20 protein-coding genes and 1 pseudogene are annotated in these 23,142 nt (G+C 69.0%); 14 read left to right on the top strand and 7 right to left on the bottom strand.

Annotated features, from left to right (window positions below):
- Nucleotides 1-15: 15 nt before the first annotated feature.
- Both Q9R39_RS24735 and Q9R39_RS07595 read left to right on the top strand, forming a co-directional pair.
- Nucleotides 16-114: pseudogene (locus Q9R39_RS24735) on the top strand (GntR family transcriptional regulator); the annotation flags it as partial.
- Between the two features lie 9 nt (nt 115-123).
- The gene (locus tag Q9R39_RS07595) at nt 124-657 is read left to right on the top strand and encodes a UTRA domain-containing protein (RefSeq protein WP_311277273.1); all 534 of its coding nucleotides are present in this window, start codon (nt 124-126) and stop codon (nt 655-657) included.
- Between the two features lie 93 nt (nt 658-750).
- Here Q9R39_RS07595 and Q9R39_RS07600 read toward each other — a convergent pair whose 3' ends face one another.
- From Q9R39_RS07600 to Q9R39_RS07620, 5 genes are all read right to left on the bottom strand, one after another.
- Nucleotides 751-1,476 (bottom strand): RNA methyltransferase, encoded by a 726-nt coding sequence (locus Q9R39_RS07600; protein ID WP_058249856.1) that lies wholly within the window; start codon nt 1,474-1,476, stop codon nt 751-753.
- Nucleotides 1,469-2,047, bottom strand: coding sequence for an orotate phosphoribosyltransferase (gene pyrE / locus Q9R39_RS07605; protein WP_055474429.1), 579 nt, complete (start codon nt 2,045-2,047; stop codon nt 1,469-1,471). The genes Q9R39_RS07600 and pyrE overlap by 8 nt, the downstream gene beginning before the upstream one ends.
- A 63-nt stretch (nt 2,048-2,110) precedes the next feature.
- Entirely contained in the window at nt 2,111-3,040 is a 930-nt protein-coding gene (locus Q9R39_RS07610) for a hypothetical protein (RefSeq protein ID WP_058249855.1), read from the bottom strand.
- A gap of 37 nt (nt 3,041-3,077) precedes the next feature.
- Nucleotides 3,078-4,079 carry a D-2-hydroxyacid dehydrogenase gene (locus tag Q9R39_RS07615; protein WP_058249854.1) on the bottom strand — a complete coding sequence of 334 codons (1,002 nt, stop codon included), beginning with the start codon at nt 4,077-4,079 and terminating at the stop codon, nt 3,078-3,080.
- A gap of 69 nt (nt 4,080-4,148) precedes the next feature.
- Nucleotides 4,149-5,882: a CocE/NonD family hydrolase gene (locus Q9R39_RS07620; RefSeq protein WP_058249853.1), complete on the bottom strand. Its 1,734-nt coding sequence runs from the start codon at nt 5,880-5,882 to the stop codon at nt 4,149-4,151.
- A 340-nt stretch (nt 5,883-6,222) separates the two neighbouring features.
- Between Q9R39_RS07620 and Q9R39_RS07625 the strand changes: the two genes are divergently transcribed.
- The gene (locus tag Q9R39_RS07625) at nt 6,223-7,221 is read left to right on the top strand and encodes a zinc-binding dehydrogenase (protein ID WP_058249852.1); all 999 of its coding nucleotides are present in this window, start codon (nt 6,223-6,225) and stop codon (nt 7,219-7,221) included.
- Between the two features lie 96 nt (nt 7,222-7,317).
- On the opposite strand, the gene Q9R39_RS07630 is transcribed toward Q9R39_RS07625, so the two are convergent.
- Entirely contained in the window at nt 7,318-7,941 is a 624-nt protein-coding gene (locus tag Q9R39_RS07630) for a TetR/AcrR family transcriptional regulator (RefSeq protein WP_035716912.1), read from the bottom strand.
- 134 nt (nt 7,942-8,075) lie between these two features.
- On the opposite strand from Q9R39_RS07630, the gene Q9R39_RS07635 reads away from it, so the two are divergent.
- From Q9R39_RS07635 to Q9R39_RS07645, 3 genes are read left to right on the top strand one after another with little or no spacing between them, the layout of a single operon-like run.
- Nucleotides 8,076-9,713 (top strand): AMP-binding protein, encoded by a 1,638-nt coding sequence (locus Q9R39_RS07635; protein ID WP_058249851.1) that lies wholly within the window; start codon nt 8,076-8,078, stop codon nt 9,711-9,713.
- Entirely contained in the window at nt 9,710-10,558 is an 849-nt protein-coding gene (locus tag Q9R39_RS07640; RefSeq protein ID WP_231742209.1) for an enoyl-CoA hydratase/isomerase family protein, read from the top strand. Before Q9R39_RS07635 ends, Q9R39_RS07640 begins: the two co-directional genes overlap by 4 nt.
- Nucleotides 10,555-11,313: an SDR family NAD(P)-dependent oxidoreductase gene (locus Q9R39_RS07645; RefSeq protein ID WP_058249850.1), complete on the top strand. Its 759-nt coding sequence runs from the start codon at nt 10,555-10,557 to the stop codon at nt 11,311-11,313. The genes Q9R39_RS07640 and Q9R39_RS07645 overlap by 4 nt, the downstream gene beginning before the upstream one ends.
- Before the next feature lie 7 nt (nt 11,314-11,320).
- Here the strand turns inward: Q9R39_RS07645 and Q9R39_RS07650 are convergent, their stop codons facing one another.
- Nucleotides 11,321-12,307, bottom strand: coding sequence for an Lrp/AsnC family transcriptional regulator (locus tag Q9R39_RS07650; RefSeq protein WP_311277274.1), 987 nt, complete (start codon nt 12,305-12,307; stop codon nt 11,321-11,323).
- Nucleotides 12,308-12,440: 133 nt separating this feature from the next.
- Between Q9R39_RS07650 and Q9R39_RS07655 the strand changes: the two genes are divergently transcribed.
- The 8 genes from Q9R39_RS07655 to Q9R39_RS07690 all read left to right on the top strand — a co-directional run bounded on the left by Q9R39_RS07655 (nt 12,441) and on the right by Q9R39_RS07690 (nt 23,121).
- Nucleotides 12,441-13,589, top strand: a complete 1,149-nt coding sequence (locus Q9R39_RS07655) for an NAD/NADP-dependent octopine/nopaline dehydrogenase family protein (protein WP_058249848.1) — start codon at nt 12,441-12,443, stop codon at nt 13,587-13,589.
- Nucleotides 13,586-14,575, top strand: coding sequence for a 3-hydroxybutyryl-CoA dehydrogenase (locus tag Q9R39_RS07660; RefSeq protein ID WP_058249847.1), 990 nt, complete (start codon nt 13,586-13,588; stop codon nt 14,573-14,575). Before Q9R39_RS07655 ends, Q9R39_RS07660 begins: the two co-directional genes overlap by 4 nt.
- Nucleotides 14,576-14,777: 202 nt before the next feature.
- Nucleotides 14,778-16,139 (top strand): MFS transporter, encoded by a 1,362-nt coding sequence (locus tag Q9R39_RS07665; RefSeq protein ID WP_311277275.1) that lies wholly within the window; start codon nt 14,778-14,780, stop codon nt 16,137-16,139.
- A gap of 71 nt (nt 16,140-16,210) precedes the next feature.
- Nucleotides 16,211-16,816, top strand: a complete 606-nt coding sequence (locus Q9R39_RS07670; RefSeq protein WP_311277276.1) for a DJ-1/PfpI family protein — start codon at nt 16,211-16,213, stop codon at nt 16,814-16,816.
- Nucleotides 16,813-17,259, top strand: a complete 447-nt coding sequence (locus Q9R39_RS07675) for a MarR family winged helix-turn-helix transcriptional regulator (RefSeq protein WP_010840775.1) — start codon at nt 16,813-16,815, stop codon at nt 17,257-17,259. The genes Q9R39_RS07670 and Q9R39_RS07675 overlap by 4 nt, the downstream gene beginning before the upstream one ends.
- Before the next feature lie 45 nt (nt 17,260-17,304).
- Nucleotides 17,305-18,612, top strand: a complete 1,308-nt coding sequence (locus Q9R39_RS07680; RefSeq protein ID WP_311277277.1) for an aminotransferase class III-fold pyridoxal phosphate-dependent enzyme — start codon at nt 17,305-17,307, stop codon at nt 18,610-18,612.
- Nucleotides 18,613-18,622: 10 nt separating this feature from the next.
- On the top strand, nt 18,623-21,607 hold the full coding sequence (locus Q9R39_RS07685) for an FAD-binding and (Fe-S)-binding domain-containing protein (RefSeq protein WP_311277278.1): 2,985 nt from the start codon (nt 18,623-18,625) through the stop codon (nt 21,605-21,607).
- Nucleotides 21,604-23,121 carry an NAD-dependent succinate-semialdehyde dehydrogenase gene (locus Q9R39_RS07690; RefSeq protein WP_311277279.1) on the top strand — a complete coding sequence of 506 codons (1,518 nt, stop codon included), beginning with the start codon at nt 21,604-21,606 and terminating at the stop codon, nt 23,119-23,121. Before Q9R39_RS07685 ends, Q9R39_RS07690 begins: the two co-directional genes overlap by 4 nt.
- Nucleotides 23,122-23,142: the final 21 nt, after the last annotated feature.

The following is a 23,142-nucleotide window of genomic DNA, read 5'->3' on the forward strand; positions in this document are numbered from 1 at the left end:
TAGCTACCCACTGAACCCGAACTCGCCGCGGAATGGGGCGTCAACCGCCTGACCATCAGGCAGGCCATCAGCGAACTCGCCCGCGCCGGAGTGGTCGTCGTCCGCCAGGGGGCGGGAACCTACGTGGCCGAACCGCCGGTGGTCATCGAACTCGGCCTGCCCGCGATGCCGTCCACCGATGCCGACGCCGGCAGTACCGCATCGATTGCCGAATACGTGCAGGAGGACCAGACCGAGACGCTCGTCGACATCACCGATCGGGACAATTCTCTCGACGCCGCCGGACCACTCGGTACGCGAGGGCCCTTGATCCGCATCGACACCCTGGTCCGAACCGGCGAACGGCCGTTGATGGTGTGCAGTTACTGGCTCGAGGGACGCCGCTTCCCAGGCTTCACCGGTTTTGTCGCCGACCGGGTGGCGTTGTTCCAGATTCTGCAGGACCACTACAACATTCGGCTTCGGCACTCCTGGCGCGGACTCACCGCGGCTCTGGCAAGCACCGCCGACGCGCGGCTGCTCGACGTACCCGCGGGCAGCCCGGTGATGCTGCGTGACGGCGTCAACGTCGACGACGATGGGTTGCCCACGATGTATCTGCGGCGCCGGCTGCGTGGTGACCGAATCCGGTTCACAATGCAATACGCCAACGAATAGTTCGTGCGGCAATATCCGACCCCCACACCGAGCGCTCGTAATCCACATGACCGGCGTCTCCACCGGCTGCGCGAGGTCACCGCACGGGCGCCCTCACCACGCGGCGTCGAGGTCGGCGTGCTGCCGGACCCATGCGTGCATGGCGATTCCGGCGGCCACGCCCGCGTTGATGCTGCGCGTCGAACCGAACTGGGCGATCGACACCGTGAGATCGGCCTCGCGTTGCGCATCGTCGCTGACCCCGGGGCCCTCCTGACCGAACAGCAGCACGCAGTCGCGCGGTAGATCGGCTGTTTCGAGCGGACGAGCACCGGGCGTGTTGTCCACCGCCACCACGGTCAGCCCCTCGTCGCGAGCCCAGGAGATGAGATCGGACACCGTCTCGTGGTGCATCAGGTGCTGATAGCGGTCGGTCACCATCGCTCCGCGACGGTTCCAGCGGCGTCGTCCGACGATGTGGACGGCGGCCACCGCGAAGGCGTTGGCGGTGCGGACCACCGTGCCGATGTTCGCGTCGTGTGCGAAATTTTCGATGGCGACGTGCAGCGGGTGCCGGCGTGCATCGATGTCGGCGACGATCGCCTCCCTCGACCAGTACCGATAGGCGTCGACGACGTTGCGCGTGTCACCGTGCGCGAGAAGCTCGCCGTCGAGGCGCGGATCGTCGGGAACGGGACGGCCGGCGTGTTCGTCGGCCCACGGCCCCACGCCGACGGTCGGCCCGGTCTGCCACTCGGTGGGACCGGGTACGGCATCGGGGTCCTCGGCGGGTTCCGGGGCGGGGAGATCGTCGGGGTCCCCCGACCCGGCGTCAGGCAAGCCCGAGATCGCCGAGATCCAGGAGGGAGCGGTACGGCACGCCGAGCGCGGTGATGACCGCGTCGGCGCCGGTCGCGCGGTCGACGACGGTGGCCACGCCGACGACGTTGCCCCCGATGCCGCGCACGGCCTCGACAGCCGTGGACGGCGAGGCGCCGGTCGTGCTGGTGTCCTCGACGACGAGCACGTCTCGACCTTCGATGTCGGGCCCCTCGATCTGGCGTTGCATGCCGTGCGCCTTGGCGGCCTTCCGGACGACGAAGGCATCGACCGGCTTCCCGTCGGCGTGCATGATCGACGTCGCCACGGGGTCCGCACCCAATGTCAGGCCGCCGACGGCGACGTAGTCCCAGTCCGCGGTCAGTTCGCGCATCAGCCGCCCGATGAGCCGCGAGGCCTCGTGATGCAGGGTCGCCCGACGCAGGTCGACGTAGTAGTCGGCCTCTTTACCGGACGACAGCGTCACCCTGCCGTGCACGACGGCGAGCTCGCGGACGAGCTCGGCCAGCCGTGCCTTCGCGGTCGGGTCGACCCGCGGGGTCTCGGCAGGAACCGGGGCGGACGAGGACATGCGACTTCCCTCTCGATCGACGTGCCGGGATTCGATCTCCGGCTGCGTGGGGTGGTGGCGCGATCAGTTGCGGTGGCGGGGCCGTTCGCCGGTGTCCCGGCGAGGTGTCTCGTCAGCTGTTCCGGCGTGCCCGCGGGTCCCGGACCCACGCACGGGCATCGGGGTCATCCGCCGGCCTCCGGTCGTCGGCGACGCCGGGGACGGAGTGGGAGGCTTCCGCGTCGCGGCCTGGTTCTCGGAGTCCCCGGCCGGCGCCCCACCGCCGGACGGCGCGCCCGCGGCCTGTCGCCTGCGCTTGTCCCGCAGTGACTCGGTCTTCTCGTCGGCGAGCTCGGCCCGGGTGGGTCCGTGCGGGTCGCGCGGATCCGGCGAGTCCTCGGGTTCCCGCGTCGGCGGCAGCACCCGGAGAAGGTCGGCGAACCGGCGGACGACCTCCAGGCCGGTGTTCAGCTTGGCCGGGTCGTTGGTCACCGGCATCGAACCGAGCGCCCAGTTGCCCTCGTTCCACAGGACCTCGACGAACGCGGGCGCCTTGTTGGCGAGCGCGACCATCCGGCGGTCGCACACCCGGCGGGCGACGTCGAGATTGTTGGAGAACATGACACGCGGACCCATCGCGCCCAGCAGTTCCACGTCTTCCTCCGCGGGGGCGAGGACGTCTTCGTGCCGCAGGTCGACGACGACATGCGACGGCGAGGACCGTCGGACGGCGATCACGGTCGCGGTCTCGGCGAGGTCGAAGACCACGGCCTCCACCCCGGCGTAGTGTCCGTAGGCGACGTCCTGCACCGGGATGTGGTCGCCCACATTCATGGTGGCGCGACGGAAGACCTTGCGCAGCTTGGTGTCCGACTCGCGGAACTTGAACTCGTGCTCGTCGCCCCAGACCGCACGCTGGTGCCGTGCAACGCTCGACCGCTGGCGGTCGAGCCACAACAGGACACCCGCACCCAGTAGGGCCACGGCGGCGATCAGGAAATAGACGGTGGTCATCGCGCTACAGCCTACTATCGGCGGGCCCGCGGTGAGGTCATCCGCCTACCCGGATGTACCCGCGTTCCTTGTCGACGACGTTGACCAGCACGTCGGCCGGCTCCTCGGTGCCCGCCGAGACGTAGCGCCGGAGGTTGTCGAGGACCTGCTCGGCCAGCGCCTCGCGCCATCCGACGGCGTCTCCGCTCATGTGGGCCGAGATCGCGACCCCGGGCAGGTCCCACAGTTCGCTGTCGGCGGGCAGCGGCTCGGTGACGAAGACGTCGAGCGTGGCCGCCCCCAGATGCCCCGACCGGAGCGACGCGACGAGGGCCGCCTCGTCGACCAGTTCGCCGCGTCCGACGTTGACGAGGTGCGCGCCGGGTTTCATCGCCGCCAGTACCGTCGCGTCGATCATCCCGGCGGTCTGCTCGGTCAGCGGCGCGATCGCGACGACGGTGTCGAAACCGCCCACGTGCGCGGCGAGGTCGTCGGTGGCGACGACGTGTCCGAAGTCAGGATCCGACGCGCGCGCGGTCCGGCCCGCTCCCACCACCCGGATACCCACGGCGCGAAGCAGTTTCGCGATCGCTCGACCGATCCCGCCGGTACCGATCACGAGCGCGGTGGTGCGGTGGGTGGCCACCGTCTCGCGGTGTCGCCACTCGTGGTCGCGTTGCAAGGCCATCGACTCGTGTAAACCCTTGTGGTGGGCGAGGATCGCGGCGAGGACGAATTCCGCGATGGGACGGTCGAAGACGCCGTGGGCATTGGTGACGACGACATCCGAGGACCGCAGTTCGTCGAAGAGCAGCGAATCCACTCCCGCGGCGCACACATGCACCCAGCGCAGGGATGTCGTCGCCTCACCCCAGTGCTCGGCGAGCCCGCGGGAGAAGAAGTCCCACAGCACGAGAACGTCCGCGCCCGGCAGGGCGGCGCCGAGATCGTCTGCCGTGCAGAGTCGTACCGTCGCGAGCTCCTCGATTTCGGCCAGGTTCCCCGGGGGGAGGGTGTCCGGCGAGGTCAGCAGTGCGACGACAGGTGGATGCGGGTGCATGCCCCCACCGTAAGCGTGACCTCGGCGTCGTCGCCAGGACAGACGCCGAGGTTCGCTGGTCGGCCGGTGTCAGCGGGAGATGATCGGCAGGGTCAGCCGGCTGGGGTGTGCAGGTCCGTGCAGCACGCGGTTGGTGGCGATCACCGCGTCGTCGATGGACTCGGTGGCGATGAACCCGCCGGTGTTGGTGTTGCGGTCGTAGCGGGGGAAGTTGCTGCTCGAGATGTCCAGGCGCAGGCGATGTCCGGGAAGGAACACGTTGGACGTGACACCCAGTTTCACCGTGACTTCGTAGACCTCGTCGGGGGTCAGCGGCGTCGGCCGGGAGAGGTCGTCTCGGTAGCGAAGCCGCAGCACTCCGTCGCAGAGGTTGATGGCGCGGCCGTCGGGGAAGACGTCGACCAGCTTGGCGGTGATGTCTGTGTCCACCGCACTGGAGGAGACGAACACGGTCGCCTCTACGTGGCCGGTCACCTCGAGAGGCTCGTCGAGGACGGGGGTCACGTAGCAGAGGACGTCGTCGCGGCCGTCGACGACGGACTGGTCGACCGGTCCGATCAGCCCCGGTTCGGCGGGCATCAGTGCTCCGCCGGTGGTGGGGACCGGGTTGCGCGGGTCGTAGGTGAACTCATCGGACGACTCGGCTGCCGGTACGGCCACTTGGAGGGAGCCATCCCCATGGCGCGTCGCGGCCGATCGTGCGCTGTCGAGGTAGTAGTCGGTGTACCGGGTGTCCGGTAGCGGCCAGTCGGCTTCGTCGCGCCACTGGTCGATGCCCATGACGAAGATCCGCACCCGCGGGGCCGGTGTGTCGGGGACGATGCCGCGCAGGTGTTCGTCGAAGAAGGCGAGATGGAACTGCGTCACGTCGGCGTCGGCCTGGTTGCCGAAGTGGCGGTCGGCGTATCGGCCGGTCCAGTTCACGTGGTCCCAGGGTCCGATGATCAGGCGTGACTTGTCGCGGGCGGCGTCGGAGCCGCCGTGTGTGCGGACGCCGATGAACCCTTCGACGGTGCCGTTGATCTTCAGGTCATACCAGCCGCCGATCGAGAGGACGGGGACGGTCACCTTCCCCATGTACTCCAGACCCGACCAGTCCTGACTGGCCCAGTAGTCGTCGAAGTCAGGGTGGGCGATCCAATCGTCGAACCAGCGGCCCTTGCCGTGGATCGGCAGGTCGGCGAGGGGTGTGGCGTCGTTGAGCGGTAACGGGTCGCGTAGGTAGCCGGCCAGGCGGTACAGAGTGCTCGGGTCCTGGCCGGCGCCGGAGACGAGAGCTCGTTGCTCCTGCCCGGCGTAGATCAACGCGTTCCACCAGGTGGCCAGGCTCAGCGACATAGCGCCGCCCGGCGAGTACCAGAGGTTGGTGTACCAGTTCGCTGCCGCCTTGGTGGGCGCGATCGCGCGCAGACCGGGGGCGTCGCCGCTGGTGGCCACCGCCCACTGGACCATCCCCATGTACGAGCTGCCGTACATGGCGACACTGCCATCGGACCAGCTCTGGGTACGTATCCACTGGACAGTGTCCTGCCCATCGGCGATCTCGTTGACCTTCGGCTCGAAGGTGCCCCCGGAGGCGGTGGTCCCGCGCACGTCTTGGACCACCACCGCGTAGCCGGCGTTGACAAGCGCAATTACCGAGGGAGCAGGACTGGTGGGCCCGCCGACGGTCATACGCCGGTCGTAGGGAATCCGTATCAACAGCGTCGGCGCCTGACCCTCCAGCGGATGCCACACATCCGACATCAGGGTCACCCCGTCACGAGCCGTGACCTCTACGTCGGGTTCGTACAAGTACTTCACATCGTCTCCTTGTCAGACCTGATCGCGCCCGCAACACGCGACAGGGGAAATGCCCGTTCTCCAGAAGCACCCGGCTCGACGGGCGACCCAGCCAGGTACTTTTATTGGTACCCGGTAGTTGATGAAAGTACCGTGAGGTGTTCGTCACTACAAGACCCAACTGGTCGACAGTGCACAAGGGCGAACCGTGGGCAAAGTCAGCTCCGACCGCGATGTCCACACGCCCGCTGCGCCTCTGCCGTCTACGTTGTTCACCGGGCGCGCCGGCTGGACGACCCGACCCGAACACGGCGTCCACCTCGACCGGTTCGGCGCTCACCCCCCTGAAAGGAACGCATTGATGAAACGCTGGCAGGCAAGCGAGTTCGGCGCGCCGAGCACCGTATTGAAGAAGGTGGAAGTCGTCCTACCCGAACCCGGTCCGAACGAGGCCCGCGTGCGCGTCCTGGCCGCCAGCGTGGCGCTTCCCGACCTGATGATGGTCCAGGGCCGCTACCCGCTGGTCCCCTCGCCCCCGGTCTCTCCCGGCCAGGAAATCGTAGGCATCGTGGACAAACCCGGCCCCGGATACCCCTTCCCCGCAGGCACCCGGATCATGGGCAACAGCCGTGCCGACATCGCGATCGGCGGGCTCGCCGAGTACACACTCAGCCCGACTGCCGGGGCGACGCCCGCCCCCGCCGAACTCACCGACGCGCAGGCCGCCGGATTCCCCGGCTCCTACCACGTCGCCCATGTCGGCCTCGCCCACCGGGCCACACTCCACGAAGGCGAAACCCTCCTGGTGCTGGGTGGCTCAGGGCGCACGGGGTCGGCCGCCATCCAGCTCGGCAAAGCCCTGGGCGCCACCGTGATCGCCACCGCCCGCCACAAGGACAAAGCGCGCTTCTGCCGTCTCCAGGGCGCCGATCACGTCATCGACCTCGGCGAACAGGATCTCGCAGATACGGTCCACGAACTCACCGGCGGCCAGGGCGCTGGCGTCATCTACGACACGGTCGGCGGTGAAGCATACGAGCAAGCCACCTCGGCTGTCAGCCGCGGGGGACGCGTTCTGCTGGTCGGATTCGCCAGTGGCACATGGGGACAACCCGACCCCCAGCACATCGTCTTCAACGACTACTCGGTCAGCGGAGCACTTGCCCTCTTCCGCTCCGACACCGAACGCGACCTCACCCGCGAAGCCCTATCCGCCTTCCTGCGCGACGGGTCGATCTCCCCGCCCGTCACCGAGACCTACGACTTCGATGACGCGCCGGCCGCCGTCACCAGCCGCGGCGGAGGCGCCGTCGGCCAGGCCGTCGTCACCATGGTTCAAGCGGTCGTCCCGCAACTGTGACGGGCGCTGGGGCGCAGCGGGCACGCAGAACCTGATCAGCCGGCTCGAAGGGCGATGCTACGACGGCGTGATCGACATCGAAGACGCGGGCCGCCCTCACCGATCGGCCAGCAGCCCGTTCAGAAGAAGGGTTCCCAGTTCGCCGAAAGCGTCGGCGGCACTCATTCCGGTGCGTTCGAGGAGAACTCCGGACTGGACACCTTCGATGGCCAGCGCCACCAGCTGGGCGGCGAAGTTCCCGTCGGTGGCCCGGAAGTCGCCCGCCTCGATGCCTTCCTCGATCAGCTCGCGCACACGTTCGGCGGCACGCTCGGTGTTACGCGCATAGATCTGGGCGGTCGGCCCGAAGGCGACCATGTCGTCGTAGAACGCCTGCGAATTGCGGCGCATCGCCTCGGCCACACCGCCGAGGTAGACGAGGATGCGCGTGCGCGCCTCGTCATGCTCGGCAACACGCTGCTCGATGAGTTCGGCCGATGACCCGAAGAATCGCTTGGTCGCGAGTACGACCATCTGCTCCTTGGTCGGCGCGACGCTGTACAGCGTCGCCCGCGAGCAATGCAGACGTTCCGTCAGCTCCCCGACGGTGACGGTGGTGAAGCCCTCGGCGAGGAAGATCTCTTCGATGCTGTCCAGCAGGTCGGCGCGCCGAGTCGCGTCCACCCGCCGTCGTCGCGGCGTCTTCACCTGCGCACGCCCGCGATTCACCACTTCCGCCATCCCGCGAGTCTGACACACGAATCGAACTCGACGGCGGTCCGCAATCGGCGTGGTACAAAAGTGGGTACTCTATGCTATTTTTTAGTACCCAGTGTTTTTCCGGCACGGACCTGAGTTCACCATTGGAGTTGGCCATGGCATCCCCTGTTGACACACGCGTGCGCGAGATCCTCGCCACCTACACCGGCGACGGCGTCGATGTCGCCCACCTGCTCTGCGACCGGCACCCCACAGACGCCGTGGCACTGACGTTCGTCGACGCAGACCGCTCGATCCGGCAGGCCACCTTCGGCGAACTGGCCGAGTCGTCGAAGCGGGTGGCCGCCGTCCTCGCCGCACGCGGGGTCGGTCAGGGGTCCCGAGTGGCGACCCTGATGGGCAAGAGCCCGGAATTGCTGGCCGTGGTCCTGGGCATCTGGCGCCTGGGCGCGGTGTACGCGCCGCTGTTCACCGCGTTTGCGGAGGCCGCGGTGTCCTCACGGCTGGTCGATGCCGACGTGACGGTGGTGATCGCCGACGAGGACCAGGCCCACAAAGTGCCCGACGGCACATGGGAACTGGTCGTCAACACCGCTGAGGCCTCCGACGGATCCTTGGCCGCGCTGACGCAGGCGGTGTCCGCCGGTGACGTGGCCGGGCAGACCTCGGTGGCCGTCGGCGGCGACGGACCCCTGGTCCACATGTTCACCTCCGGAACCACCGGCAAGCCCAAGGGCGTCGTGCACCCGGTGCGCTATGCCGCCGGGTGGCAGAGTTACCTCGAGTTCGGCCTCGGGGTGGACACCGAGAGCGTGTTCTGGTGCGGCGCGGACCCGGGATGGGCCTACGGGCTCTACACCGCGATCGTGGCACCGCTGGCCGCTGGGATCACCACCACGCTGACCCGCGGAGGTTTCTCCCCGCAGGCGACCTGGGCAGCGCTCGACGAGCTGCGCGTGACCGACTACGCCGCCGCGCCGACGGTGTATCGCGGTCTGTTGACCTCGCCGGACGCCCCGCCGGAGGGGTTGTCCCTCAAGCGGTTGTCCAGCGCCGGCGAGCCACTGACCCCCGAGGTCAACGAGTGGGCGCAACAGGTGCTCGGGTTGCAGGTCCACGACCACTACGGGCAGACCGAGCTGGGCATGCCGATCGGCTATCCCCACCATCGGCTCCTCGAACGGCCCATCGTCGCCGGCGCCATGGGGGTGTCCCTACCGGGTTGGCAGATGACCGTCCTGCGGACCGACACCGATGTCGCGGCGGACTTCGGTGAGGTGGGACAGCTGGCCGTCGACGTCACCGCCAGCGACTTCATGACCTTCACCGCTTACGCCGGCAACGCCGAGGCGACAGCGAAGCGCTTCCGCGGCGACGGACGCTACTTCCTGACCGGCGACATCGCCACGATCGACTCCGACGGCGTCATCCGGTTCTCCTCCCGCGACGACGACGTCATCCTGATGGCCGGCTACCGGATCGGGCCCTTCGACGTCGAGTCGGTGCTGCTCACCCATCCCGCCGTCGCCGAATGCGCCGTCATCGCCGCACCCGACCGCGTCCGCGGGGAAGTGGTCGAGGCCTTCGTCGTGCTCGCATCGAACTGGACCGTCGACGGGGCGACCACGGAAAGCGAACTGCAGCAGTGGGTCAAGACCCACTACGCCGCCCACGCCTACCCGCGACAAGTACACCTGGTCCCGGCCTTGCCCAAGACCCCGAGCGGAAAGATCCAGCGCGCCGAACTGCGCAAGCAGCGCCGCGAACAGACCACCGAAGGCTCGCCGTCGTGAGCGCCGGAGACCCCCTGGGCACCGGGGACACCCCGACCGTTCTCGTCGCCGCCGATGGACCGATCCGGATCCTCACCCTTAACCGGCCGCGTCGTCGTAACGCGCTCAACGCCGAACTCATCGCCGATCTCGACCGCGCACTGAGCGACGCCGAAGCCGATCCCGACGCAGGCGCGATCGTGCTCACCGGGGCCGGCCCGTCGTTCTGTGCAGGCGCGGACCTGAAGTACTTCCTCGAGCTCGACGAACACGGAGAGTCACCCATCGAGTTCCTCCGCGACGTCTCCGCCCTGTGCACCCGACTGGAGACCAGCAGGCTACCCGTGATCGCCGCGATCCACGGGCACGCGGTCGCCGGCGGCATGGAGCTGGCATTGGCCTGCGACGTGGTGATCGCCGCCGACACCGCACTCATCGGCGACGGCCATGTCCGCAACAACCTGCTTCCCGCAGGCGGTGCCAGCGTCCGACTCCCGCGCAAACTCGGCGTCTCGATGGCCCGATGGCTGGCCTTGACCGGTGAACTCGTTGCCGCACAACAACTCATGCCCACGGGCTGGTTGCACAGCGTGGTACCCGAGGACACCCTCGTCGACGCCGCCACGGCGGCCGCACGCATCCTCACCGATCAGCACGGTCCCGCCCAGGCACGCTACAAACGACTGCTGTTCGACCTCGACACCGTCGACCCGCACACCGGCCTCGCCCTCGAGCTCGACACGTTCGACGCACACTGGCGCGCACACGACGTCCCCGCTGCACTGAAGAAATTCCTCACTCGCCAAACAACATCGGCACCCGCAGTGCCCCAGACCGCGGTATCTCAGACAGGAGCACGACGATGAACCGTTTCGACTCACAGGTGGTCGTCATCACCGGCGGCGCCCAAGGACTCGGAGCAGCCATGGCCCAGCAGTTCGCCGCCGAGGGAGCCACTGTCGTCATCGGTGACGTCAATGCCGACACAGCCCGGGCCACCGCCGACACGATCGCCACCGCCGTCGGCCGGGAATGCCACGCCGACGCCATCGATGTCACCGACTCCACTCGGGTGACCGAGTGGATCGACTCGATCGCCGAAAGGCACGGCCGCATCGACGTCCTGGTCAATGCAGCCGGCATCATCCGCGACAACCGTGCCGAGAACATCTCCGACGCCGACTGGCACGCGGTGATCGACGTCTCCCTGTCCGGCACCTTCTTCTGCGCCCGCGCCGCGCTCCCCCACATGCGTGCCAACCAGTACGGGCGGATAGTGTCGTTCTCCTCGATGAGCTGGCGCGGGAACTTCGGTCAGTCCAACTACGTCGCGGCCAAGGCCGGCATCGTCGGACTCACCCGCACCCTCGCACTGGAAACCGCGCGCGACGGCATCACCGTCAACGCCATCGCGCCAGGACTCATCGAAACCCCGATGCTCGCCTCGATGGACGCCGCAGCCCGCGACAAGCTGGTTTCCAAAGTGCCCCAACGCACTACCGGTGACCCCGCGGACATCGCCGAAGCCGCCGCATTCCTGTGCTCCCCCGCCGCCCGCTACATCACCGGCATCGTCCTCGACGTCGACGGCGGCATCAGCATCGGATCGTCCATCCGCTGACGGACCCTCACAGGACGACGGGAACCGATCCCGTGCGGCAGCCCGACCGGTCGAGCAGCGAGCCCAGTCGCTTCGGGGTCTCCAGCGTGACCGAACGGTCTGCGACGACGAGCCCCGGTACCCGGCTCTCGAGTTGCTGCTCGAACTCCGACAACTCGCCGATGGTGTGCAACCACACGCCCATCACGATGTTCGCGGTGCCGGTCACCTCGCCACACACCCGCACCTGGGGCAGGTCGTCGAGCGCGTCTACGAGCGCCGAGATCGACCGCGACGACGCCCGCGCCCACACGTTCGCCGTGACCGGCCAGCCGCTGATGACATGGGCCACTTCGCATCTGATCGACAGAACGCGTTCGGCGACGAGGGCGGTCAGCCGACGCCGGACGGTCGGCGCACTCAGTCCGCTCGCGGCAGCCAGGTCGACCGCCGAGCGTCGACCGTCCTCGGCCAGCGCGGCGATGAGCCGCAGATCCATCTCGTCGGGTCCGTGCACCAGCGGACGATGCTCGGGCCGGTACTCGCCGAGCACCGACTCGTCGGCGTCGGAGAGCGTGTGCACCCGCCAGCGTTCGCTCTCGCCGAAGACCCGCATCACCACCCTCGTCCGGGTCCCGGCGACGCCCTCGGTCTCGGCGAGGCGCTGCACCCAGTCGCCGAGGAAACCGAGGTCCGGGACCATCACGGTCAGCAGGAGGTCGCCGTCGCCCGCGGTGCGCTGGATCGTGGCCACATGCCGGTCGGCGGCGAGATGCTCGACGAGCTCCTCGCGCCGCGACGACGCCTGGAGCTCGACGAAGGCGCTGCAGCGAGTGTTGAGGTACGCGGCACCGGGATAGGTCACGATCCAGGCGAGCCCACTGTCGACGAGCCGCTCCCAGCGACGGGCCGCGGTCGCCGCGCTCACGCCCACGACGTCGCCGACCACGCCCCAGGGCGCCCGCGGCGCAACCTGCAGAGCGTGAACGATCTGATAATCGAGGTCGTCCGGCACGCAACAATCCTGCATCACGCGGTGAACTTTTTTCGGTATCGGCAGTCGCCGGGACAGCCCGCGGCAGCGCTCCTACGTTTCCTCCCAACACCCAGTGGCCGCACGGGCGGTCCGGAAACGAGGAGGACGATCAGTGAAGGTCTGCGTCATCGGCGGAGGTCACGGCTCTTACGCGGCTGCGGCGGAACTCAGCGAGAAGGACCACCATGTCACCTGGTGGCGACGGGACTCCGCGGCGTTCTCGTCGCTGGTCGAGCGCGGGACGCTCGACATCGACGATCACCTCGGCCGGCGGCAGATCGGTGTCGACGGTCTGCACCTCGGCGACGCCGGCGACGGCGACACGGGCGGTGGAACCGGCGGTGGCATCTCGATCGTCGCCGATCTCGCCGAGGCGGTGTCCAACGCCGAGGTCGTCGTCGCGCCGGTGCCCGCCTTCGCCCACGAATCGCTCGCCCGGCAACTCGCGCCGCACCTGCGCGACGGTCAGATCGTCTACCTGCCGCCGGGCAGCTTCGGGTCGATCGTGTTCGCGCAAGCCGCGCGCGCGGCGGGCAACCCCGCCGACGTCGCGTTCGCCGAGACCGGCACCCTGCCCTACCTCGCGCGCAAACACGGTGACACCCGCGTCGTGGTCAGCGGATACGCCACGCGCCTGCCCACGGGGGTCTTCCCGGCACGGCACACCGACCGGGCGCTCGCGGTTCTCGGCGAGGTCTACCCCGCTGTCGAGCGCGTCGAGGACGCCCTCAGCGGCGCGCTGATGAACGCCGGGCCCATCATCCACCCGCCGCTCATCCTGATGAATGCCGGTCCACTGGAACACTTTCCGTCATGGGACATCCACAACGAGGGTACCCAGGACTCCATCCGGCGGGTCACCTCCGCGCTCGACGCCGAGCGCATCGCGGTCCGGGAGGCACTCGGCTACGGTGCGCCGCACTTCCCGCTCGCCGACCACTACACCGCCGACGGCGACGAGTGGATGTACGGCAACGCCGCCCACGAGAAGCTCACCGACAGCGGCGACTGGCGCGAGAACATCGACCTGCGGACCCACCGCTACATGACCGAGGACGTCGAGATCGGCCTCGCGCTGCTGAGTTCCGTGGCGACGTGGGCGGACGTGCCGTCTCCGGTGGCCGACGGCCTGCTCGCCCTCGCCGGGGCGGTCACCGGCCGCCCGGCCGCGACCCGCGGGCGCACCTTGGCGAACCTGGGGCTGGCCGACCTCGACCCGTCCGGCATGCGGACATACCTCCACGACGGGCCGGCGCAGTGACGGGCCGCCACATCGCCGTTGTCGGCGCCGGCCGGATGGGCCAGGGCATCGCCGCGGCGCTGGCCTTCGGGAATGTCGCGGTGACGGTCGTCGACCTCCGCGACCGCGGCGCTGGCGCAGCGGCCTATCTCGACGGGGTCCGCGCATCGGTTCGGCAAGCACTCGCGCACAAGGTCACGCTCGGCCTGCTGGCGGTCGAGGACCTCGAGGACGTCGCGACACTGGTGACGGTCGTCGGAGAGGTCGACGCCCTCGCCCCGATGGCCGGGGCGGATCTCGTCTTCGAAGCCGTGCCCGAGGTCGCGGAGGTCAAGCGTGACACGCTCACCTGGATCGAGGCCATGGTCGGCGACACCGTCCCCATCGCGTCGACCACGTCGAGTTTCCTCGTCGACGAACTCGCCGGCTCGCTGGCGGCGCCGGCGCGATTCCTCAACGCGCACTGGCTCAACCCGGCCGATCTCATGCCGCTCGTCGAGGTGGCGCCCGGCACGGCGACGAGTCCCGCGGCCGTCGACGCCACCCGCGACCTGCTGGTCGCGGTCGGGAAGGTCCCCGTGGTGTGCGCCCCCTCGCCCGGGTACATCGTCCCCCGGCTCCAGGCGTTGGTGATGAACGAGGCCGCGCGCATGGTGGCCGAGGGGGTGGCGAGCGCCGCGGACATCGACACCGCTGTCCGCATCGGATTCGGTTCGCGCTTCGCGGTTCTCGGGTTGCTCGAGTTCATCGACTGGGGCGGCTGCGACACCCTCTTCCACGCGTCGAACTACCTGCGTCGAGAGCTCGGCGAGAGGTTCGCACCAGCAGCGCTGGTCGAGACGAACATGACGTCCGGCCGCCGTGGGATATCCGACGGCGCAGGCTTTTACGAGTTCGACCCGGCGACCGTCGCCGACTACCGGGCACAGCGGATCGCCGACTTCGCGCGAGTGCTCGACGCCGTCGGACGCCTCGCCCGCCACGAGGAGTTCAGCAAGGCCGACTGACCCGACCGGACACGCCCACGTCCCGCCACCGGAGTCCCCGGCGGCGCGGTCAAGCACGCCCGGTCGCGTCCAATAATTCGGCGCGGTAAAGCTTTTCCCGATTCCCCGCGAGCCGCGGGTCCGACACAATCGATTCATCCACGAGTACAGCCAACGAACGCCGGCCTCCACGGCCCGTTCGACCACCGATGAGGAGTGATCCGTGGTAACTCTCGACAACTCTGCACCACCCGACCCGTCGGCACCGAGTGCCGCCGCGCCCCGGCGGGAGCGCACCACGCGCGTCGCCGTCGCGTCCGGCGTCGGCACGATCATGGAGTTCTACGACTTCGCGATCTACGGCACCGCGACGGCACTGGTCTTCAACAAGATCTTCTTCAACGTCGACGATCCCTGGTTCGGCACCTTCCTCGGATTCGCGACCTTCGCGGTCGGTTTCGTGATGGCGCCGATCGGAGCCCTGATCTTCGGACATTTCGGGGACAGATTCGGTCGGCGCAAGGCGCTGACCGCGGCCTTCCTCCTCATGGGCGGGTCGACCCTGGCGATGGGCGTCCTCCCCGACTACCAGGCCATCGGGATCGTGGCGCCGATCATCCTGATCTTCCTCCGCATGGTGCACGGCATCTCACGAGGCGGTGAGATCGGCGGCGCGGCCCTGCTCGCCGCCGAACACGCCCCGGCGCACCGGCGTGGTCTGTACGGGTGTTTCGTCACCCTCGGTTCGCCGGTCGGCGGCATCCTGGCCAATCTGTCGTTCGCGCTCGTGCTGCTGATGCCCATGGAGCAGGTCCTGGCGTGGGGCTGGCGCATCCCGTTCCTCATCGGCGGCGTCGTACTGGCGATCGGGGTGTGGACGCGGTCCCGGGTCAGCGAGACACCGGACTTCGTCGAGTCCAAGCGGGCAGAGGAGAACTCGCCGCCGGCCTTCGCGGTTCTCCGGCAGAACTGGCGTCGTGTCGCCCTGGCCGCCGGGATCAACGTCGGTCAGAACTGTTACGCCTTCCTGTTGTTCACGTTCATGCTGTCCTTCCTGACCGAGACCGATCCGGGACGCGGCTTCGAGCGGTCGCCGGTGGTCCTGGGCAGTACGCTGGCGCTCGCCTGTCACGCCGCGACCGTCGTGCTCGGCAGTCACCTGTCCGACCGATTCGGCCGCAAACCGGTGATCGGATTCGGGATGATCACGTCACTGCTGTTCGCGCCGATCCTGTTCTGGGTCACCGCGTCCGGGTCCCTGGCGGCCTGCATCACGGTCATCTCGATCGGGTTCGCGCTCACCGGCTTCGTCTACGGTCCGATGCTCACGACCTTCGCGGAGCTGTTCCCGATCACGCAGCGCTACAGCGGCATCGGGATCGGCTTCCAGGTCGGCGCGGTGCTGGGCGGCGGCCTGGCCCCGATGATCGCGAACCGGATCGTCAGTGCCACCGGCAGTGTGATCCCCGTAGGGATCTACGCGGCAGCACTGATGGCGATCAGCCTCTGCTGCCTGATGGTCATCCGGGAGACCGCGCCGGCCCTCGCCGGACGACCGCCACGACGACAGCGTCTGCGGAGCTGAGCCGAGGCGGGCAATTGACAGCATCTTGTCTTAATGACAGGATGCTGTCATCGTCGTTTCGAGGAGGCATCATGAAAACCGTCCATCTCGCCCTGTACCCGACCCTCGCGGACTGGGAGTTCGGCTACGTGGCATCGGGTGTCAACAATCCCGAGTACCAGGCCGAGCCGGGGTCGTTCCGCATCGTGACCGTCGGCGCCTCGCGGGAGCCGGTCCGTACCATCGGCGGGGTCACGATGGTGCCCGACACCACACTCGACGACGTCCGGCCCGAGGACAGCGCGATGCTGGTCCTGCCCGGCGCCCAGATCTGGGAGTCCAACGACGCCTTCGTCGACGCCGCCAGGCGCTGGGCGGATGCCGGAACTCCGGTCGCCGGGATCTGCGGAGCCACAGTGGGCCTCGCGCGCGCGGGGCTGCTCGACGACCGACGCCACACCAGCAACGCGCCCGAGCAGCTGACACCTACGGGTTATGACGGAGCCGCACACTACGTCGACGCCCCTGCCGTCACCGATCGCGGAGTCATCACCGCCGCGGCCATCGCACCCGTCGATTTCGCACGCGAGGTCTTCGCACTGCTCGGCATCTACTCTCCGCCGGTTCTCGACGCCTGGTACCAGCTCTACGGCCACCAGGACCCCAGCGGCTTCTACGCCCTGGCCGGCGAGCAGTGAGCGACCACCAAGATCTGCTGTCGGCCTCGGCACTGACCGCCTTCCGCCTCAACGGCCAGTTCCTCGCGCTCGCCGAACGTCTCGCCGAACCCGCCGCCCTGACCGCCACGCGCTGGCAGGTACTCGGCGCGGTCCTCGACGAACCGTTGCCGGTCGCGGGTGTCGCGCGGGCGATGGGGATCACGCGGCAGAGCGTCCAGCGCACCGCCGACCTGCTCGTCGCCGACGGACTGGCCGAATACCGGGACAATCCGGCCCACCGGCGGGCCAAGCTCGTCGCCCCCACGGCGGCGGGTCTCGCGGCCGTGCGGGCCATCGACCCCGGGCACCGCGAGGCAGCCGACCGACTGGCGACAGTCCTCGACCCCGTCCGATGGGAACAGGCGTTGCACGCACTCCAGGACCTCAGCGCCGCACTCGACACACTCGACGGCCAGCGCTGATGTCCAATTGTTGACAATCGTACGATCGGGCGTCACCGTGTACGCATGACCGCCAGCGTTGACTCCCCGATCCGCAACAGCCAGACCGCGTCGCTGAGCCCGGCGCTGAAGCAGGCGACGCCCGTCGTCGTCGACACCGCGGCGGGTTCGTGGATCCGGGGTACCGACGGTCGCGACTACCTCGACTTCACGACCGGTATCGGCGTGACCAGCACCGGACACTGCCACCCGCACGTCGTCGCTGCCGCACAGGCGCAGTGCGCCAAGGTCATCCACGCGCAATACACCACCGTCATGCACACGCCGCTCCTGGAGCTCACCGCTCGTCTCGGGGCGGTACTGCCCGCCGGACTCGACTCCGTCTTCTACGCCAACTCCGGTTCCGAAGCCGTCGAGGCCGCCATCCGCCTCGCACGGATGGCCACCGCGAAACCCAACATCATCGTCTTCCAGGGCGGATTCCACGGCCGGACGGTCGCGGCCGCCAGCCTGACAACCGCGGGGACCCGCTTCTCGGCGGGCTTCTCGCCCCTGATGAGCGGCGTGCACATGGCGCCGTTCCCCTACGCCTACCGATACGGCTGGGACACCGACACCGCCGTCGACTTCGCGCTTCGCGAACTCGACTATCTGCTCCAGTCGCGCGTCGCACCCAACGACACCGCCGCGTTCCTCATCGAACCCGTCCTCGGCGACGGCGGATACCTGCCCACCCCACCGCGGTTCCTCCAGGGTCTGCGGGAACGAGCCGACCGCCACGGCATCCTCCTCGTCCTCGACGAGGTGCAGGCGGGATTCGGTCGCACCGGCAGGTTCTGGGGTCACCAGCACGCCGACGGACTGATCCCCGACATCCTCATCACCGCCAAGGGTCTGGCATCCGGCTTCCCGATCTCGGCGATCGCGGCGCCGACGGCTTTGATGAGCAAGGCGTGGCCGGGGTCGCAGGGCGGCACGTACGGCGGGAACGCCGTCGCGGCCGCCGCCGCGATCGCGACCCTCGACGTGATCGAGTCCGAGGGTCTCGTCGAGAACGCACGCGTGCGCGGTGAGCAGCTGCTCGCCGGCCTGCGAGAGGTGTGTGCGGCGTTCCCCGGGGTCGGGGACGTGCGCGGCCTGGGACTGATGGCCGGGATCGAGTTCGTCACCACGGATGCCGCCGGGAACACCGCGCCCGACGCGGCGGCGGCGCTCGCCGTCCAGCAGGCCACCACGGCCCAGGGGCTGCTGTCCCTCACCTGCGGGCCTTCGGCCAACGTCGTGCGTCTCATCCCCGCTCTGGTGGTCACGGCCGAGGAGATCGACCTCGGTGTCGCCCGGTTCGCGGCCGCACTCGCCACCGCGCTCGGTTAGCCCGGTTCCGGTGGACATCGCGGCCGAACTCACCAGACTCGGCGTCGACGCAGACTCCTCGACGCGTCGCCTCGCCGAATACTCCTACGACGCTTCCAATTACCGGGTTCCACCGCTGGCCGTCACCTTCCCGCGCACCGCCCGGGAGGTCGCGACGGTGGTCGGATGGTGTCACGAACACCGGGTACCCGTCGTCCCTCGCGGTGGCGGCACCTCGATGGGCGGCAATGCGATCGGCCCCGGAGTGGTGATCGACCTGTCCCGGCATCTGGATCGGGTCCTGTCCGTCGACGCCGAATCCGCGACCGCGGTCGCGGGTGCGGGGATCGTGTTGACCTCCCTCGCCGCCGAGGCACGGGCCGCGACCGACGGCACGCTCACGTTCGCGCCGGATCCGTCGTCGGCGTCGCGTGCGACCCTCGGCGGCGCGATCGGCAACGACGCCTGCGGCAATCACTCGGTCCGCCACGGTCGCACGAGCGATCACATCGTCGAATTGCATCTCGTGACGGCGGAGGGGTTGCTGCTCACCGCAACCCGCGATGGACTGCGGGCCACCGATCCCGCCGACGGTGCGGCGGTGACGCGGGCAGCCGAGATCACCGGATCGCTGCGGGAGCTGACCGCTGCGAACCTGGCCATCCTGCGGACTCAGCTCGAGACCATTCCGCGGCAGGTCTCCGGCTACCACCTTGCCAAGTTGCTGCCGGAGAACGGTTTCGACGTGGCACGCGCCCTCGTCGGCAGTGAGGGAACCTGCGCGATCGTCGTGTCGGCGAGCGTCGCGCTGGTGCCGGTCGCGACATCGCAGCTCCTGCTGAGCATCGGCTACCGCTCCCCCGCCGACGCCGCTCGGGACGTACCGGCGATCCTGCCGTTCGCGCCGTCGGCCATCGAGGGCATCGACCGCAAGATCGTCGCCACGATGGCGGCACGGCGTGGCCGCGAGTCCGTCGCGGGCCTGCCCGCGGGATCGGCCTGGCTGTTCGTCGACCTCGACGAGCACAGCGCCGCCGCACAATCCGAATCCGATGTGCCGGCCACCGCCAAGCGGCTCCTGGACCACCTGCGTGCGCAGGGGCGGATGATCGGCGCCGCGGTGGTCGACGACCCCGTCCACCGCAAGGCGCTCTGGCGTGTCCGCGAGGACGGCGCGGGTCTCTCGTCACGACTGGCCGATCCCGACGACGAGAGCATCGGTGACGGTTACGAATCCTGGCCGGGCTGGGAAGACGCAGCCGTCGCGCCCGAGCGGCTCGCCGACTACCTCGACGACTTCGCCGGCCTGCTCGACCACCACGGTCTCACCGGTGTCATGTACGGACACTTCGGCGCCGGCTGCATGCACGTCCGCATCACCTTCGACCTCCGGTCCGCCGAGGGACGCACGGTGATGGCGCGCTTCTGCACCGAGGCCGCGGAACTCGTGGTGCGGCACGGAGGTTCGCTGTCCGGCGAGCACGGCGACGGACGTGCCCGGTCGGAACTCCTGCCGATCATGTACAGCCCGGCGATGATGTCGGCGTTCGCCCGGTTCAAGGCGATCTGGGATCCACACGGAATCCTCAACCCGGGCAGCATCGTCGACCCGCCACCCATCACCACCGACCTCGCCCTCGCCGACGTGCCGCGTCGCAGCTGGCCCACCAGCTTCACCCTCGGACATGACACCGCCGGACCGGATCCCGCGGAGCTCCCACTCATCGACCCGTTCGTCCACGCGGTGCAGGGGTGCATCGGTGTCGGACGGTGTCGTGCGGATGCCGGCGGGGTGATGTGCCCGAGCTACAAGGCCACCCGCGACGAGAAGGACTCCACTCGCGGTCGAGCCCGCGTGCTGCAGGACATGGTCCGCACCGCTCCCACCGTCGACGACGGGTGGCGGTCCACCGATGTCGCCGAGGCCCTGGAACTGTGCCTGTCGTGCAAGGCGTGTTCCACCGACTGCCCGACCGGGGTCGACATGGCCACCTACAAATCGGAGTTCCTGGACCACCACTATCGGCGGCGGCTCCGGCCGCTGTCGCACTACTCCCTCGGGTGGATGCCCGCGTGGTTGTCGGCGGCGGGGCTCGCGGCACCGGTTCTCAACCGCGCACTGAGGTCCCGGCTCAGCGGTCTCGCCGCACGCGCCGGCGGCCTCGATCCCCGACGCACCATGCCCGCGTTCGCGTCGCATCGGGCCCGGCGCACCCACCTCGGACCTCTCGCCCCCGTCGACGAGAGTTCCTCGGTCGTGTTGTTCGTCGACTCCTTCACCCGAGCATTCCGCCCGCATGTGGCCACCGCCGTGGCCGAGGTCCTCCGCGCTGCCCACTCCGTCGACCGTGCGTCCGATCCCGTCGGCTGTGCGTCCGACAACTGTTGCGGCCTCACGTGGATCTCGACGGGGCAGCTGGGCCGCGCCCGAAAGGTGCTGCGCCGCACCGTCGCCGACCTCGACGACGGCACGGACAGGCCGATCGTGGTTGTCGAACCCAGTTGTGCAGCGGCGCTGGCGAAGGATCTTCCCGAACTCATCCCGACCGAGGCCGCGCGGCGCGTGGCCGCACGCGTGCGGAGTTTCGCCGCCCACCTCCCCGCCCTGCTCGATGCGGGCTGGCGACCACCGGCCCTGCCCGACGAGGTGACGCTGCAGACCCACTGCCACGAGTACGCGGTCTTCGGCGCGCGGGTCGGCGTCGCCGCTCTCGAGGCCCTCGGGGTCACCGTGCACACCGCAGACGGTTGTTGCGGTGTCGCCGGCAACTTCGGTTTCGAGAAGGGGCACTACGAGGTCAGCATGGCCGTCGCCGAGAACGGCCTGGCGCCTGCACTGCGCGACGACCCGCATCGGCCCGTCGTCACCGACGGTTTCAGCTGCGCAATGGCCGTCGAACACCTCGCGACCGTCGACGACGCCCTCTCCCACGGGCGGCCACGCGGAGTCCATCTCGCCGAGCTGCTCGCCACGTCCCCCGATACAGCCACCGACATCCGAGGAGTACGACCATGACGGCCCCCGCCCCCGTGACCCCGCACAACGCTCCCGAAGCCGTGTCCCGCGTCCACACCGACCTGTTCATCGGTGGCACATGGACTCCCGCTGCTTCCGGCAAGCGCTTCGACGTCGTGAATCCGGCCACGGGCGACGTGCTCGCCCGCGTCGCCGACGCCGACGCCGTCGACGCCAGGCAGGCGCTCGAGACCGCGGCCGCGCATCAGGCCGGGTGGGCGGCCACCTCACCGCGCAGCCGCAGCGAGATCCTCTATCGCGCACATCGGCTCATCATGGACCGGGTCGACGAGATCGCCGCGGTGATGACCGCCGAGATGGGTAAGCCTCTCGCCGAGGCCAAGGGCGAGGTCGCCTACGGCGCCGAGTTCTTCCGATGGTTCGCCGAGGAGGCCGTCCGCATCGGCGGCGATTCCACCACCACCGGCGACGGATCGCATCGGATCGTGGTGACCAGGCAACCCGTGGGCCCGTGCATCCTGATCACGCCGTGGAATTTTCCGTTGGCCATGGGAACCCGCAAGATCGGGCCGGCGATCGCGGCGGGATGCACCATGGTCATCAAACCCGCCGAACTCACCCCGCTCACCACTCTGCTGCTGGCCGACATCCTCGTCGAGGCGGGCCTCCCACCGGGTGTGCTGAACGTCGTGACCACCAGCGACCCGTCGACGGTCGTCACCGAGTGGATGGAGAGCGGCCTCGCCCGCAAGATCAGCTTCACCGGGTCGACCGAGGTCGGGAAACTGTTGCTGCGACAGGCGGCAGGCACGGTCATGCGCACATCGATGGAGCTGGGCGGCAACGCGCCGTTCATCGTGTGCGCCGACGCCGACATCCCACGAGCCGTCGACGGTCTGATGTTCGCCAAGATGCGCAACATCGGTCAGGCCTGCACCGCCGCCAACCGGGTCTTCGTGCACCGCAGCGTGATCGACGAGTTCACCGCCGCTTTCGCCGCGAAGATGGCCGGGCTGCGGGTCGGCGACGGTGCGGCCGAAGACGTCCAGGTCGGCCCGCTCGTCGAACGCGCGGCCGTCGAGAAGGTCTCGACGCTGGTCTCCGACGCCGTGGCCAAGGGTGCAACGGTGGTCTGTGGAGGTGAGAACCCGGAGGGCCCAGGCTTTTTCTATCCACCGACCGTCTTGACCGGCGTCGGACTCGACGCGGATCTCATGCGCACCGAGATCTTCGGGCCGGTGGCCGCGATCGTCCCGTTCGGCAATGCCGACGAACCGGACGATCCCGCGGCCGACGACGAGGTCATCGCGCTGGCCAACGACACACCGTGGGGGCTGGTCGGCTATCTGTTCAGCCAGGACGTCGACCGTTGCGCCAGACTGTCGGCCGCGCTGGAAACCGGTATGGTCGGGGTCAACACCGGCGCCGTGTCCAATCCGGCGGCCCCGTTCGGCGGGGTCAAGGAATCGGGACTCGGACGCGAAGGTGGACGCGTGGGCATCGAGGAGTTTCTCGACATGAAGTACACGGCCACGCCGATTCCCCTTCGCTGACAACATTTCCGGAACCGGTCT

This window comes from Gordonia sp. AC31 (assembly GCF_031844505.1).
GTDB classification, from domain to species: Bacteria; Actinomycetota; Actinomycetes; order Mycobacteriales; family Mycobacteriaceae; genus Gordonia; species Gordonia hongkongensis.

What these genes read in the sequence shown, in the direction of transcription:
- pyrE (WP_055474429.1), bottom strand. Translation starts at nt 2,047, where the DNA reads ATGTCCTCGTCCGCCCCGGTTCCTGCCGAGACCCCGCGGGTCGACCCG.
- Q9R39_RS07610 (WP_058249855.1), bottom strand. Translation starts at nt 3,040, where the DNA reads ATGACCACCGTCTATTTCCTGATCGCCGCCGTGGCCCTACTGGGTGCG.
- Q9R39_RS07615 (WP_058249854.1), bottom strand. Translation starts at nt 4,079, where the DNA reads ATGCACCCGCATCCACCTGTCGTCGCACTGCTGACCTCGCCGGACACC.
- Q9R39_RS07625 (WP_058249852.1), top strand. Translation starts at nt 6,223, where the DNA reads ATGAAACGCTGGCAGGCAAGCGAGTTCGGCGCGCCGAGCACCGTATTG.
- Q9R39_RS07630 (WP_035716912.1), bottom strand. Translation starts at nt 7,941, where the DNA reads ATGGCGGAAGTGGTGAATCGCGGGCGTGCGCAGGTGAAGACGCCGCGA.
- Q9R39_RS07635 (WP_058249851.1), top strand. Translation starts at nt 8,076, where the DNA reads ATGGCATCCCCTGTTGACACACGCGTGCGCGAGATCCTCGCCACCTAC.
- Q9R39_RS07645 (WP_058249850.1), top strand. Translation starts at nt 10,555, where the DNA reads ATGAACCGTTTCGACTCACAGGTGGTCGTCATCACCGGCGGCGCCCAA.
- Q9R39_RS07670 (WP_311277276.1), top strand. Translation starts at nt 16,211, where the DNA reads ATGAAAACCGTCCATCTCGCCCTGTACCCGACCCTCGCGGACTGGGAG.
- Q9R39_RS07680 (WP_311277277.1), top strand. Translation starts at nt 17,305, where the DNA reads ATGACCGCCAGCGTTGACTCCCCGATCCGCAACAGCCAGACCGCGTCG.
- Q9R39_RS07690 (WP_311277279.1), top strand. Translation starts at nt 21,604, where the DNA reads ATGACGGCCCCCGCCCCCGTGACCCCGCACAACGCTCCCGAAGCCGTG.